17 protein-coding genes are annotated in these 13,092 nt (G+C 31.4%); all 17 read left to right on the top strand.

Annotated elements, in window-relative coordinates:
- The 17 genes from spoIIIAB to D4Z93_RS08605 all read left to right on the top strand — a co-directional run bounded on the left by spoIIIAB (position 1) and on the right by D4Z93_RS08605 (position 13,083).
- Positions 1-519: a stage III sporulation protein SpoIIIAB gene (gene spoIIIAB / locus D4Z93_RS08690; RefSeq protein ID WP_119972601.1), complete on the top strand. Its 519-nt coding sequence runs from the start codon at positions 1-3 to the stop codon at positions 517-519.
- 38 nt (positions 520-557) lie between these two features.
- A complete protein-coding gene (gene spoIIIAC / locus D4Z93_RS08685) occupies positions 558-755 on the top strand; it encodes a stage III sporulation protein AC (RefSeq protein ID WP_119972598.1) in 198 nt (65 codons plus the stop codon).
- A gap of 10 nt (positions 756-765) precedes the next feature.
- The gene (spoIIIAD, locus tag D4Z93_RS08680; protein WP_119972595.1) at positions 766-1,149 is read left to right on the top strand and encodes a stage III sporulation protein AD; all 384 of its coding nucleotides are present in this window, start codon (positions 766-768) and stop codon (positions 1,147-1,149) included.
- A 9-nt stretch (positions 1,150-1,158) separates the two neighbouring features.
- Positions 1,159-2,328 (top strand): stage III sporulation protein AE, encoded by a 1,170-nt coding sequence (gene spoIIIAE, locus D4Z93_RS08675; RefSeq protein WP_119972593.1) that lies wholly within the window; start codon positions 1,159-1,161, stop codon positions 2,326-2,328.
- Positions 2,329-2,360: 32 nt separating this feature from the next.
- A complete protein-coding gene (gene spoIIIAF / locus D4Z93_RS08670) occupies positions 2,361-2,957 on the top strand; it encodes a stage III sporulation protein AF (RefSeq protein ID WP_119972590.1) in 597 nt (198 codons plus the stop codon).
- A 28-nt stretch (positions 2,958-2,985) separates the two neighbouring features.
- Positions 2,986-3,615 (top strand): stage III sporulation protein AG, encoded by a 630-nt coding sequence (gene spoIIIAG / locus D4Z93_RS08665; protein WP_119972587.1) that lies wholly within the window; start codon positions 2,986-2,988, stop codon positions 3,613-3,615.
- A gap of 58 nt (positions 3,616-3,673) precedes the next feature.
- A complete protein-coding gene (locus D4Z93_RS08660; protein ID WP_119972584.1) occupies positions 3,674-4,207 on the top strand; it encodes a SpoIIIAH-like family protein in 534 nt (177 codons plus the stop codon).
- 127 nt (positions 4,208-4,334) lie between these two features.
- On the top strand, positions 4,335-4,727 hold the full coding sequence (locus D4Z93_RS08655; RefSeq protein WP_119972581.1) for an Asp23/Gls24 family envelope stress response protein: 393 nt from the start codon (positions 4,335-4,337) through the stop codon (positions 4,725-4,727).
- A gap of 185 nt (positions 4,728-4,912) precedes the next feature.
- Entirely contained in the window at positions 4,913-5,383 is a 471-nt protein-coding gene (gene nusB, locus D4Z93_RS08650; protein ID WP_119972578.1) for a transcription antitermination factor NusB, read from the top strand.
- A 23-nt stretch (positions 5,384-5,406) separates the two neighbouring features.
- The gene (xseA, locus tag D4Z93_RS08645) at positions 5,407-6,609 is read left to right on the top strand and encodes an exodeoxyribonuclease VII large subunit (RefSeq protein ID WP_119972575.1); all 1,203 of its coding nucleotides are present in this window, start codon (positions 5,407-5,409) and stop codon (positions 6,607-6,609) included.
- A gap of 18 nt (positions 6,610-6,627) precedes the next feature.
- Positions 6,628-6,837, top strand: coding sequence for an exodeoxyribonuclease VII small subunit (locus D4Z93_RS08640; protein ID WP_119972573.1), 210 nt, complete (start codon positions 6,628-6,630; stop codon positions 6,835-6,837).
- Between the two features lie 65 nt (positions 6,838-6,902).
- A complete protein-coding gene (locus tag D4Z93_RS08635) occupies positions 6,903-7,781 on the top strand; it encodes a polyprenyl synthetase family protein (protein ID WP_119972570.1) in 879 nt (292 codons plus the stop codon).
- Positions 7,782-8,519: 738 nt separating this feature from the next.
- Complete coding sequence (locus tag D4Z93_RS08625) at positions 8,520-9,071, top strand: CNNM metal transporter family protein (RefSeq protein ID WP_119972567.1); 552 nt, start codon at positions 8,520-8,522, stop codon at positions 9,069-9,071.
- Between the two features lie 2 nt (positions 9,072-9,073).
- Positions 9,074-10,939 carry a 1-deoxy-D-xylulose-5-phosphate synthase gene (dxs, locus tag D4Z93_RS08620; protein ID WP_119974282.1) on the top strand — a complete coding sequence of 622 codons (1,866 nt, stop codon included), beginning with the start codon at positions 9,074-9,076 and terminating at the stop codon, positions 10,937-10,939.
- A gap of 11 nt (positions 10,940-10,950) precedes the next feature.
- Entirely contained in the window at positions 10,951-11,775 is an 825-nt protein-coding gene (locus D4Z93_RS08615; protein WP_119972565.1) for a TlyA family RNA methyltransferase, read from the top strand.
- The gene (locus D4Z93_RS08610; protein WP_119972562.1) at positions 11,772-12,653 is read left to right on the top strand and encodes an NAD(+)/NADH kinase; all 882 of its coding nucleotides are present in this window, start codon (positions 11,772-11,774) and stop codon (positions 12,651-12,653) included. Before D4Z93_RS08615 ends, D4Z93_RS08610 begins: the two co-directional genes overlap by 4 nt.
- The gene (locus D4Z93_RS08605; RefSeq protein WP_119972559.1) at positions 12,631-13,083 is read left to right on the top strand and encodes an arginine repressor; all 453 of its coding nucleotides are present in this window, start codon (positions 12,631-12,633) and stop codon (positions 13,081-13,083) included. The genes D4Z93_RS08610 and D4Z93_RS08605 overlap by 23 nt, the downstream gene beginning before the upstream one ends.
- Positions 13,084-13,092: the final 9 nt, after the last annotated feature.

Raw genomic sequence — 13,092 nt, 5'->3', positions numbered from 1 at the left:
ATGATCAGGATTTTAGGATGCAGTATGATATTAGGTGCCTCTACGGCAATAGGTTACATGTATGGTGAAAATTTAAAAAAAAGAACCAGGGAATTAAAGGAAATTGAAAGGTGTATTATACAGCTTCAAAATGAAATAGTGTACACACACACACCTCTCCCGGAGGCAATTATGACTGTGTCAAAAAAAAGTTTTGGTGGTGTGAAAAAGATATTTGAAGATATTTCAAAACTTTTGATGCTTAATAAAGTAGATAGTGTATATGAAGCATTTAATAAGGTAATAGATGATGAAAAAAAATATTTAAATCTCAAAGATGAGGATTTATACATACTATTAGATATGTCTAAAACTTTGGGAGAGTCAGATATACAAGGACAGAAAAAAATGTTTTTATTAACTCTTAATAACTTTAAAAGTCAAATAGAAATCTCAGAGAACCTAATGAACAGCAATGTTAAAATGTACAGATATCTTGGGTTTGCACTTGGTGCAATGACAGTTATAGTGCTTATTTGATAAGTTATTAAGCCCTAGATGAAAGAGGAGGTTAAAAAATGCTTGATGTGAGCTTGATATTTAAAATAGCTGGTATTGGCATAATTGTAATGCTTATAGATAAGGTATTAGAATCAAGTGGAAAAGGAGATTATGCAGTAGTAGCAAACTTAGCAGGAATTCTCATAGTACTTACAATGGTTATTAGCCTCATAAATAGGTTATTCACTGCTGTCAGGACAATGTTTCAACTTTAGGAGGAAAACTATGGAGATAATAAAAATAGTTACGTTTGCATTTATTGCCTTATTTATAGTTTTACTTTTTAAAGATAGAAAGGATGATATGGCCGTTTATATTAGCATAGCAGTTGGAATTTGTATATTCTTATTTATGATATCTAAAATAACGGCTGTACTTCAATTTATTGAACAATTGGCAAATAAGGCCAATATAGATTTTGTGTATTTGACTACCGTCTTCAAGATACTTGGAATTGCATATTTAGCTTCTTTCTGCAGTCAAATATGTAAAGATGCAGGCCAGGAAAATATAGGCACAAAAGTTGAATTCGCAGGCAAAATACTTATACTTACACTTGCGATTCCTATATTAATGGCTGTTCTTCAATCTATTCTAAAGATAATGTAGGTGTTAAATATGAAAAAGGTTATACTAATTTTGTTTATGCTTTTAGAAATTAGCTTTAATGTACAAGCTGCGGATATAAATAGTAACTACAGCAAAAATAATATTCAAGATACAGAGTCAAGTCAGAAAATTGAACAATTTTACGATTATATTTCAAATATGAAAACTAAATATGAGTTAATGAATGAATTTGATGTTAAAAGTTATGTAAAGAACTTCATGAAAACTGGTGATGGAAAATTTGATAATAAACAATTAATAAAAGCATTAATAACATATTCAATGAAAGAGACTCTATCTTCGTTAAAACTTTTATCAATGGTAGTTATAATAGTTATTATATGTGCACTACTTACTAATTTACAAAAAGCTTTTAGTGATGAAAATTTATCTAATATTGCTTATTATGCATGTTATTCGCTTATTATAATAATCATAGCAAAAAGTTTTTACATAGGTGTAGATATAGCAAGAACGACAATAAATGATATGACAAATTTTATGACCGCGTTGGTTCCAATTTTGATAATGTTAGTTGGAAGTGTAGGAGGGGTTGTTGAAGCTGCTGTTATGAATCCGATAATACTTGGAGCTATAACTATAAGCGCAAGATTGTTCATGAATATAATAATTCCGATAATAACGATGGCATTTGTTCTTCAATTTGTAAATAATCTATCCTTGGATTATAAGGTAGACAAACTCACTGGGCTTTTAAATCAATGCGTGTTATGGGCTCAGGGAATAATAATGACAGTATTTATAGGAATTATAACAGTACGCGGTATTACTGCTAAAACTATTGATCAGGTTGCTGCTAAAACTGCGAAGTTTGCTGTAGATAATTTTGTACCAATAGTAGGAAAAAGTCTCTCTGATGCTGTTTCGACAGTAGCCGGGTACTCAATACTATTAAAAAATGCTATAAGCAGTGTTGGCCTGGTTATACTCGTATGCATTATGTTGCTTCCTATAATAAAGATTTTAATTATAGCGGTTTCATATAAACTTACTGCAGCACTTATAGAACCTATAAGTGATAGTAGAGTAGTGAATTGTCTGACTTCTGCTGGAAATTCATTAATACTTGTTATGTCAAGTTTAATTTGTGTTTCAATAATGTTTTTCATAATGATAGCAATAATTGCCTCCGCGGGCAAGGTAATACTAACAGGGTAAAATTAGAAGACTTAAGAAAAGAGGTATAACGTGTGATTCAAGCACTTAGAAATTGGATTATAACTATATGCACAGCAGTATTTTTTATTACGGCAGTGGAAATGATACTCCCGGATAATAGCCTCAAAAAATATGCTAAATTCGTACTTGGTTTAATTATGATTACTGTTTTTATAAATCCTGTAATTAAATTATTTAATAATGATATTAATATAGATTCATATGTTAACACTGCTGTTCAAAATTTTGATAGTGACAATTATAAAAGTGATTTTAATGAATATAAACAGAAAAGTATTAACGAGATGATGGAAAATTTTAAATTAAATCTGCAAAATAGCTGCGAAGAAAAACTTAAAGAGAAATATCCTAACCAGACTTATAAGATTAATGTAGATGCGTGTATGGATAATGATAATGAAAAAGTAACTATAAAAGATTTAAAGGTCGGTGTTAAAGATGGAAGTGTAGAAAAGATAAAAAATATTAGTATAAATATAGGCAGTAAATCGGTAGAGAGTAAAACATCCGATGGAAAAATAGATCAAAATAAGGCGGCAGAAATCAAGAAGTATTTAAGTGATGAATTAAATATTTCTACTAATGTAATACAGGTATATAAAATTTAAGTGAAATACGATATAGGAGGAAGAATATATGAACCTTAAAAATATTCTAGATAAGACTATTAAATCTATCAAAAATAATCAGTCAAATAAGAAAAATTCTACAAATCTACTGATATTATTTTTATCTGGAATACTTATAGTCATAGCAGCTAGTTTTTTTAAATCAAGCAGTATTTCAGAAATTACGGGAAGTAGTTCTGAGAACAATAACAAAAATCAAGTTCAAAAGCAGAGCACAGAGTCGACAGGTGAAAATTCTGAAGATTATGAAACATCCATTCAGAACAAACTAAAAAGTACCTTGCAAAGTATAGAAGGTGTTGGAAAAGTAGATGTAATGGTAAGTTTTGAAGGTAGTGAAGAGCAGGTGCCAGCAGTAAATGTAAATGATTCTACTAATACTACAGAAGAAAAAGATACTACTGGTGGTGTAAGAAATTCAGTTCAAAAGAATAATGGAAGTACTGTTGTAATTACGAATAATGACGGCAAGTCTGAACCACTCATATTGAAAAAATATAAGCCTAAAGTTGAAGGTGTATGTGTAGTCGCTGAAGGAGCCGAAAATGATCTTACACAGCTTAGAATAACTAAAGCTGTAATGGATTTGTTTAATCTGCCTCAGGATAAAGTTAATGTTTATCCTATGAAAAAGTAGTATATATAAAAGTTTTTTAGCATATAATTTTTTAGAAAGGTTGATTGGGGGAATTAAAGTGAATAAAAAACAAGGAGCTATTATTGTTACTCTTTTGGTACTTATTGTGTGTGCAGGGGTTATGGCAACTAAACTCAATAATCCTCTGTATGTAAATGGAGGAGACAGTACAAGTGGCAAGAGCACGGTATCATTTAATAATGATAAGGACGAGAGTAAGAGTGATACGAATAAGGATACTGGTGAAAACCAATATTTCGATGAATCAAAATTGACTCGTGATCAAAAAAATGCACAAACTCTTCAAACTTTAAAAACATTAATTGATGATCAGAATGTTACAAAAAGTAATAGAGATGAGGCAGCAGAAAAGTATACTCAATTAGCTATGAATACAAATTATGAATCTAAAATAGAGACTACTTTGAAGAGTAAAGGTTATGAGGATGTAATTTGTTCTGTTGAGGACAATAAAGCTAGAGTGGTTGTAAAATCCAAAAATAAACTTACAGATAAACAAACAAGAGATATAAAAAATGTCGTTGTTGGAATATCGAAAGTGCAGGATGTAGAAATAGAGACTAAGCAATAAAATTATTTATAGGAGGCTGACACGAATTTTAAGTGTGGGTCTCTTCTTTAGTTTGTAAAAGAAATTGCTATTTGGTATAATATAAGCAAGTTATTTTGTGTTTTTAAACACAGAGGAGGTGCCGTTTATGGAAGAAAATTTAAGCAGCGAAACTAATATGGGAGTTGTTAAGATATCCGATGAAGTAGTCGGAGTTATATCAGGTTTGGCTACAACAGAAATAAAAGGTATAGTTGGAATGAGTGCCAGTCTTGTTGGTGGAATAACCCAGATATTAAGCGGAAAGAAAAATTTATCCAAGGGTGTTAAGGTTAGTGTAGGAGAGAATAGTGCTGCTATAGATTTATATGTAGTAGTTGAATACGGTGTTAGAATTCCTGATATAGCATTAGAAGTACAGGAAAATGTTAAAAAGGCAGTTGAGTCAATGACTGGATTGTATGTTTCAGCAGTAAATATACATGTGCAAAATGTTATGATTTCAAAATCTGAGGAAAAAGCCCAAGAAACGGATGAATAAAATTTATAATATGTTAATTTAAATTTGTCTAACTAGGGAATCAAGTTATTTTGTAATTTGATTCCCTATATTATGCATGAGCATATAAGGGTTACTTGAATTAAATGAATACTTTAAAGTATAATTGAATTGGAAATGTTAATAATTATTCATATGAGGACAAAATTACTTAATGGGAGGAAAAGATGAATAGAAGAAAATCCAGGGAATTGACTATGAGGTTATTATTCCAAATGACTATAAATAAGGAAGATTTTAAAGAGGTAATAGATAATCTAAAGGAAAACTTAAAAGTGGACAATAATGAATCGGAGTTACTGTCTAATTTGAAAACAGATAAAAGTGATGAGGAAAATATGGATTTAACTGATATAGATATGTCGTATGTTACGCGAGTACTTAAAGGGATTCAGGAAAAAAAAGGTGAATTGGATGACGGGATAGAGAAGTGCCTTATAAAGTGGAAGATTAACAGGATATCAAGGGTGGATTTGGCTATACTTAGAATATGTACATATGAATTTTTATATGAAGACAATATACCGAAAAATGTATCCATAAATGAGGCTATAGAGCTGGCTAAAAAGTATTCTGGAGATAAATCTGCAGCTTTTGTAAATGGTATACTTGGAAAAATGATAAAAAATAAGGAGTAAATTTATTAATAAAAGGTGAGGATATGTATATAAAAACTCTAACTGTATCCAATTTAAACAGTTATTTAAAAAAAGTATTGGATAATGACTTTATACTTGCAAATTTATGTATAAAAGGTGAGATATATAATCTAAAATTTCACAGCAGCGGTCATATATATTTTTCCCTTAAAGATGAGTATAGCAAAATAAACTGTGTAATGTTTAAGGATTCAGCAGATACATTAAACTTTGTACCAGAAAACGGTATGAAAGTGATTGTAAAGGGAAAGGTATCTGTTTATAAAAAAGAAGGAGTATATCAACTCTATTGTAATGAAATGCAGAGAGAAGGTATTGGAGAACTTTATGTGGCATTTGAGAAATTAAAAAATAAATTGAGTGAAGAAGGGCTATTTGAAGAAACACATAAGAAAAGTATACCTTTATATTCAAGAAATATAGGAGTTATAACTTCTCCTACTGGTGCAGCAATACAGGATATAATAAATGTTGCTTCGAGGAGGAATAATAAGATAAGTATTAAATTGTATCCTTCATTGGTACAGGGAAAAGAAGCAGTTAAAAATTTAATAGAAGGTATAAATAGATTAAATAGCATAGATGATATAGATGTTATAATAATAGCAAGAGGCGGAGGATCTATAGAAGACTTATGGTGTTTCAATGATGAACTTCTGGCACGTGCAATATATAATTCATCTAAGCCGGTTGTTACAGGAATAGGTCATGAAATTGACTATACCATAGCGGACTTTGTGAGTGATAGAAGGGCACCAACTCCTTCGGCAGCAGCTGAGATAGTTGTGTTTGATTTAAATGAATTTTATAATAAACTTTTTAGCTTAAAAGATTTTTTGTATACAAAAATAAATTCAAGATTAAATAATGAATCTAATAATTTACAAATTACTCTTAAACAGTTAAATTCTAATAGCCCGCTTATATATATAGCAAATCAATATAATAATCTTGATAGATTTTACGAGTTACTCAATATAAAAGTAAATAGTAGAATTAAGCAAGAAGATAAGAAACTGCAGCATATGAAGGAGCTATTATCTGTAAATAATCCGCTTAATATATTAAAAAAGGGATATGCTGTAATTGAAGATAAAGATAAAAATATTATAACAAACATAAATACTCTTTCTAACACAAAAGAGGTTAGTATAACACTTAAGGATGGAAGTAAAAGTTTTATACTTCAGAGTGATATTGATTAGTTGTAAAGGGGATGTATTATGCCTAGGAAAAATGAATCTTATGAGAGCATGTTAAATAAGCTTGAAGTCATTGTAAATGAAATGGATAGTGAAAAGCTTTCTCTGGAAGAAAGTATTAAAAAATATGAGGATGGCATTAAACTTTATCAGAAATTATATAAGAGCTTGAGTGATGCTGAAGGAAAGATTAAAATTCTTACTGAAAAATCAGAAAAGGATTTTGAATGAAATAATAATTGAAATTTTTGCTTTGTAATTTATATATTATAAATAGGAAATGGGGAAAATACAGCATGGATGCAAATGGAACCATAAATAGTATTAAAGCTGAGATTGACGTTTTCTTGACTGAATATTTTAAGGGAAAAGGATCTTATAATAAAAAAGTATATGAGGCTATGGAATACAGTTTGAATGCTGGTGGAAAAAGAATAAGACCTCTCTTAATGATTTTAACTTATATGCTATATAAGGAGGATTATAATGATATTATTGATATAGCGTCTGCCATTGAAATGATCCACACTTATTCTTTAATACATGATGATTTGCCTTGTATGGATAATGATGATTTAAGGAGAGGAAAACCAACTAACCATAAGATATTTGGGGAAGCCATAGCAACACTCGCAGGAGATGGACTGTTAAATGAAGCTATGAATATTATGTTCAAGCATTGTATGAGGGATAACAGTGCAATAAATGCTTGTAGAATTATCTCCGAAGGTGCTGGTGTAGAAGGAATGGTTGGCGGTCAAACAGTAGATATATTAAGTGAAGATAAAAAAATATCTGTAGAGCAGTTATATTATATGCATAGTAAAAAAACAGGAGCTTTGATAAATGCGGCAATACTCTCAGGTGCTGTACTTGGTGGAGCAAAACACGATCATCTAAAAAATTTAGACTATTATGGAAGAAAATTAGGGCTTGCATTTCAAATAAAGGACGATATTTTAGATATAACTGGTGATACAAAAACTTTAGGCAAAAAGGCAAAAAGTGACCTCAAAAATAATAAAACAACTTTTATAACAGTTTATGGTATAAATAAATGTGTTGAGATGTGTAATTCTATAACATCAGAGTGTGTAGAAATATTAGATACTTTTCCGGGTAATACATCTAAGTTAAAAGAATTGACACTATTCTTGTTAAATAGGACTAAATAAAATACATCAGCACTTTATGATAAATTTAGCTCAATATATACTTTGAATAAGATTAAAAGCTATGATATAATTTAAAAATATGTTGATATATGGTGGTGCAGTATCCTAGTCAGGTAAGTACTTTCGAAGACGGGGCTAAAAATCCGTTAAAGGGCATATCGATGAAGCTCCTTGTGCTGGCTTGTAACGCCCAGTTGTGGGCTGGTGCTGGGAGTTAAGAAGGATGGGGCTAGCTGCAATGGCATGCAGCCCTGGACCCTACTTTCGTGGAGACCACTGTTTGTGTATTAGGTTAGATACCTTGTGTACGCCAGTGGGTTAAACCTGTAATGTGGTGTAACAGCTATGTACAGTGTAGCCTGCCTTGAAGTGAAAAGGGTGGAGGTAAGTTCAAACCGAATTTTTGGCCAAGAATTCGGCTCATCGCTTAATGAAACCATTTTTGCCAAAGAGACTAGAAAATACCTAACTGTCGAGGAAAACTCCTAGGCTGTATTTTCAAGTATATTAAGGATTGCAGTGCGGACTAAGTGGTGATCTAGTTCTGTTAATAGCGATATGACAGATAGAATATTAAAAGGAAACTGTCAAAACGGCGACGTTTTGATTATTCTATGGGAAAGCCTACTAGACCTAAGCCGTAAAGTTTACTTAGTATACTGCCACCATGATTTTTAATTTTAAATTAGTGTAACGAGATTATGTAGATACTATCGGATAAATTGGAGGAATGAATTCTTGTTAACTAGATCTAAATCTAATAAGAAAAGCAATACTAAATGGTTATTTACAATAGTATTTTGGTCGATAATAGCCTGTGGTAGTATTTCGCTTTTGTCTGATATGCTGCTAAAAAGTGTTAATATTATAGTAGCTTTTTTTATATTAGGTTTTATTATAGTAATGGGTATAATATTTGACATGATAGGAGTTGCTGTAACTGTAGCTAAAGAAAGATCTTTTCATGCCATGGCATCTAAAAAGGTTAATGGAGCCAAGTTGGCTATAAAATTAATAAAAAGTGCGGATAAAACTTCCACAATATTTCAAGATGTCATTGGAGATATATGCGGTATAGTAAGTGGATCACTTGGCGTTTTAATAGCACATAAGATTTCTTATGATTTTCCACATATGAATGAAGATATTCTGACTATAATTGTAGGTGTATTTGTAGGAGCACTTACAATAGGCGGAAAATCTATAGGAAAGAATCTTGCTATAAATAATGGAAATCAAGTACTATACAGTTTTTGTAAGCTAATATATTTTTTTAAAAGGGATAGATGATGATAATGGGAATATTAGATAACTATAATGACTTTCACAAGATAAAGTACATGACTCTAAAACAGAAACAGCAGTTTGCAAAGGAGATTAGAAGATTTTTAATAGAAAAGGTATCTAAAACTGGAGGACATCTTGCTTCAAATTTAGGAGTTGTAGAGCTTACTTTGAGTTTGTTTAGTGTACTTGATTTAGACAGAGATAAACTTATATGGGATGTAGGACATCAGTCATATGTACATAAGATATTGACTGGAAGAAAAGATAAATTTGATACGTTAAGGCAATTTGGCGGTATAAGTGGTTTTCCTAAGTACTGTGAGAGTATATATGATTTTTTTGAGACGGGGCACAGTAGTACATCGATATCCGCTGCACTTGGTATGGCAAGGGCGAGAGATTTAAAAAATGAAAAACATGAAGTAGTTGCTGTTATAGGTGATGGAGCTTTGACCGGAGGAATGGCGTTAGAGGCGCTAAATGATGCAGGATATACCAAAACTAAAATTATAATTATCTTAAATGATAATCAAATGTCTATAGCAAAAAATGTCGGAGGAATGTCCAGATATTTAAACAGAATCAGGATAGATCCTAAATACAATAAATTCAAAGACGATGTCGAAGCAGCACTTAAGAAGATTCCTAATATAGGTAAGGGGATGGCTAAATATCTTGAAAGGGTTAAAAATGGTATAAAGAAAATGCTGGTTCCAGGGATGTTTTTTGAAGATATGGGAATCAAATATTTGGGACCAATTGACGGACATAATATGAAAGATCTGATTGAGGTTTTATCAAAGGCTAAAAATATTAATGAGCCTGTTATAATACATATAATAACGAAAAAAGGAAAAGGATATCAGTTTGCAGAGAAAAATCCAGGAAAGTTTCATGGAATTGGTCCTTTTGACTGCAGTAATGGCGAGTTGTGCAGTGATTCATGTGATACATATTCAGGGGCTTTTGGGGAAGAGTTAGTCAAAATAGCTGAAAAAAATAAGGATGTAGTTGCTATAACGGCAGCAATGCGTGATGGAACTGGACTTAAGGAGTTTGCGAGAAGATATCCGAAGAGATTTTTTGATGTTGGGATAGCAGAACAACATGCTGTAACATTAGCTGCAGGAATGGCAAAAGAGGGATTGAAGCCAATTTTTGCTGTATATTCTACATTCCTTCAAAGGGCTTATGATCAAGTTTTGCATGATGTGTGTCTTCAGAAACTGCCAGTTATCTTTGCTATAGATAGAGCTGGAATAGTTGGACATGACGGAGAGACTCATCAAGGTGTATTTGATTTGTCATATTTGACACAGATGCCAAATATGACAATTATGTCCCCTAAATGTATTTGTGAACTTAAGTATATGCTAAAATGGGCTGTCCAGCAGAAATATCCAATAGCAATAAGGTATCCGCGTGGTGGAGATAGTGGTGAAGTTAAGTTAAGTCCACTTGAAGGTTTTAAACCAGGGAAATGGGAATTTATTTGTGGTGAGGGCGATATAGCTGTAATAGCTCAGGGTAAGATGGTTGAAAATGCAGTTCTTGCAAGGAATAAATTGCTTGACCTTGGTGTAAAGGTTAAAGTTATAAGTGCATGCTTTGTTAAACCGATAGATGAATTAATGTTAAATGAATTAGTTCAAAATAATATGAAGATAGTCACTATAGAAGATAATATTAAGCATGGTGGACTTGGTTCATCTATACTTGAATATGTGAGTACATTAGATAAGAATGTTAAAGTTTCAATTCTTGGTTTTAGAGATGAGTTTATACCTCATGGTAAATTGGATATATTATATAAATTGCATGGATTAGATGTCGAGGGAATTGTGAATAGTATATTGAAACTAGTTAAATAAAGGAGTTTACTATGTCAGAAAATAAAGAAAGACTTGATACGTTATTAGTTAAAAAAGGTATTTTTACATCGAGAGAAAGAGCGAAGGCAAGTATAATGGCTGGAGAAATATTTATCGACAATCAGAGAGTTGATAAATGTGGTCAAAAAGTGCAAGAAAGCTCTAATATTGAATTTAAAGGAAAGCATATGCCATTTGTAAGCCGTGGTGGATTAAAACTTCAGAAAGCTGTAAAGAATTTTAATATAGATTTAAACGATAAAATATGTATGGATATAGGTGCATCAACAGGAGGATTTACAGACTGCATGCTTAAAAATGGTGCTAAAAAAGTCTATGCGATCGATGTCGGATATGGACAATTTGCATGGAAGCTTAGAACCGACGATAGAGTTGTATGTATGGAAAGAACCAATATAAGATATGTTAAACCTGAAGATATAGGTGAATTTACAGACTTTGCAAGTATAGATGTATCATTTATATCACTGAAAAAGGTTATACCTGTTGTTATTCAGTTGTTAAAGAATGAAGGGAAAATAATAGCTTTAATAAAGCCCCAGTTTGAAGCAGGAAGAGAAAAGGTTGGTAAAAAGGGAGTTGTGAAGGAGAAGAGCACACATAAAGAAGTCATAACAAATATTGTAGAATTTTTATCTAAATATAGTGTCAAAATTTTAAATTTAGATTATTCTCCTGTAAAGGGTCCCGAAGGAAATATAGAGTATTTAATTTATTTTGCTAAGTCTAATGGGGACTGCTCGTGTTTTAATAATGACGAAATTGAGAAAGTGGTAAATATAGCGCATCACGAGCTTAATGGGGAGGAACTATGAAAAATTTAGGCATAAATATAAATACTACGAAGAATAGTGGAAAAAATATAATAAATTCCTTAGTTAAAATAATACGTAGTGAAAGGAAAGATATCAATATAAAGATATTTGAGGATTGCAATGGAATTGACTGTGAGCAAAGTTGTAATTTAGATATTATCATATCACTAGGTGGAGATGGTACTATATTAAATACAGCAAGGCATGTGGCAAAATATAATATACCGATACTAGGTATAAACATGGGGCATTTGGGATTTCTTACTCAAGTTGAAAGTTCAAAGGTGGATATTGCAATAAAGAATTTGTTTAATGGAGAGTATACTGTAGAAGAGAGAAGTATGATTGAATGCAGCTACAGCAAATTTGGAGAAGACAAGAAAATAAATAGATGTATAGGACTTAATGATATAGTTCTATCTAAAGGTTTTATAGAAAGAATAGTTAAATATAAAATTTATATTAATGGAAGGTACTACAATACATTTACAGCAGATGGAATAATAGTTTCAACGGCAACCGGATCTACAGCATATTCACTTTCAGCCGGTGGACCTATAGTATATCCAACCTTGGATACCTTAATGCTGACACCTATGTTTTCAACCAATCTTGGTGCGAGAACAATAGTGCTTGATGGTAGTAGCAATATAATTATAGAATTCCCGAAGAATATTTCAGATGTAGTTTTATCTATAGATGGTCAGGATTGGATTAAAATGGATAAAACTAATATGATTGATATACATACAGCTCAAAATAAATGTAAACTAATAAAATTGAATAACAATGATTATTTTGATACGCTCAGGAAAAAAATAATTTATAGGGTAAAGGAATGTGAAGGTGAAGATTATGAAAGTAACAAGACATGCTAAAATACTTGAAATTATAAATTCCAAAGATATTGAGACTCAGGAAGAACTTGCAAATGAATTGAGAGAAAGTGGGATGGATATCACCCAGGCCACAGTTTCAAGGGATATAAAGGAATTAAAATTAATTAAAGTTTTGGGCGAGAATGGAAGATACAAATACGCTACTATATCTCAAACGGGGAATTCTCTGTCTAATAAACTTGTTAATGTATTTTCTCAGACGGTAATAAGTATAGAAAATGTACAAAATTTTGTTATTATAAAGACTATTTCGGGATCTGCTCAAGCTGCAGCAGAAGCTATAGATTGTTTAAATTTTGAAGGAATTGCAGGTACTGTAGCGGGTGATAATACAATTTTTATATTGACAAGAGATAATGAAAAAGCCCGGACTATAGTTCAAAAAATGAAAAAGATGATTTCTGATTAGGAGGCCTTT

The sequence above is a fragment of the Clostridium fermenticellae genome (assembly GCF_003600355.1).
GTDB classification, from domain to species: domain Bacteria; phylum Bacillota; class Clostridia; order Clostridiales; family Clostridiaceae; genus Clostridium_AV; species Clostridium_AV fermenticellae.
Note: the sequence above shows the minus strand (reverse complement) of the source record. Positions and strands in the feature narration are given on the sequence as shown.

Excerpts from the sequence above, each read along its gene's own strand:
- D4Z93_RS08605 (WP_119972559.1), top strand. The coding sequence starts at position 12,631 with ATGAAAGTAACAAGACATGCTAAAATACTTGAAATTATAAATTCCAAA.
- spoIIIAB (WP_119972601.1), top strand. The coding sequence starts at position 1 with ATGATCAGGATTTTAGGATGCAGTATGATATTAGGTGCCTCTACGGCA.
- D4Z93_RS08635 (WP_119972570.1), top strand. The coding sequence starts at position 6,903 with ATGGATGCAAATGGAACCATAAATAGTATTAAAGCTGAGATTGACGTT.
- spoIIIAG (WP_119972587.1), top strand. The coding sequence starts at position 2,986 with ATGAACCTTAAAAATATTCTAGATAAGACTATTAAATCTATCAAAAAT.
- D4Z93_RS08640 (WP_119972573.1), top strand. The coding sequence starts at position 6,628 with ATGCCTAGGAAAAATGAATCTTATGAGAGCATGTTAAATAAGCTTGAA.
- D4Z93_RS08615 (WP_119972565.1), top strand. The coding sequence starts at position 10,951 with ATGTCAGAAAATAAAGAAAGACTTGATACGTTATTAGTTAAAAAAGGT.
- D4Z93_RS08655 (WP_119972581.1), top strand. The coding sequence starts at position 4,335 with ATGGAAGAAAATTTAAGCAGCGAAACTAATATGGGAGTTGTTAAGATA.
- spoIIIAD (WP_119972595.1), top strand. The coding sequence starts at position 766 with ATGGAGATAATAAAAATAGTTACGTTTGCATTTATTGCCTTATTTATA.
- xseA (WP_119972575.1), top strand. The coding sequence starts at position 5,407 with ATGTATATAAAAACTCTAACTGTATCCAATTTAAACAGTTATTTAAAA.
- spoIIIAC (WP_119972598.1), top strand. The coding sequence starts at position 558 with ATGCTTGATGTGAGCTTGATATTTAAAATAGCTGGTATTGGCATAATT.
- spoIIIAE (WP_119972593.1), top strand. The coding sequence starts at position 1,159 with ATGAAAAAGGTTATACTAATTTTGTTTATGCTTTTAGAAATTAGCTTT.
- D4Z93_RS08610 (WP_119972562.1), top strand. The coding sequence starts at position 11,772 with ATGAAAAATTTAGGCATAAATATAAATACTACGAAGAATAGTGGAAAA.
- nusB (WP_119972578.1), top strand. The coding sequence starts at position 4,913 with ATGAATAGAAGAAAATCCAGGGAATTGACTATGAGGTTATTATTCCAA.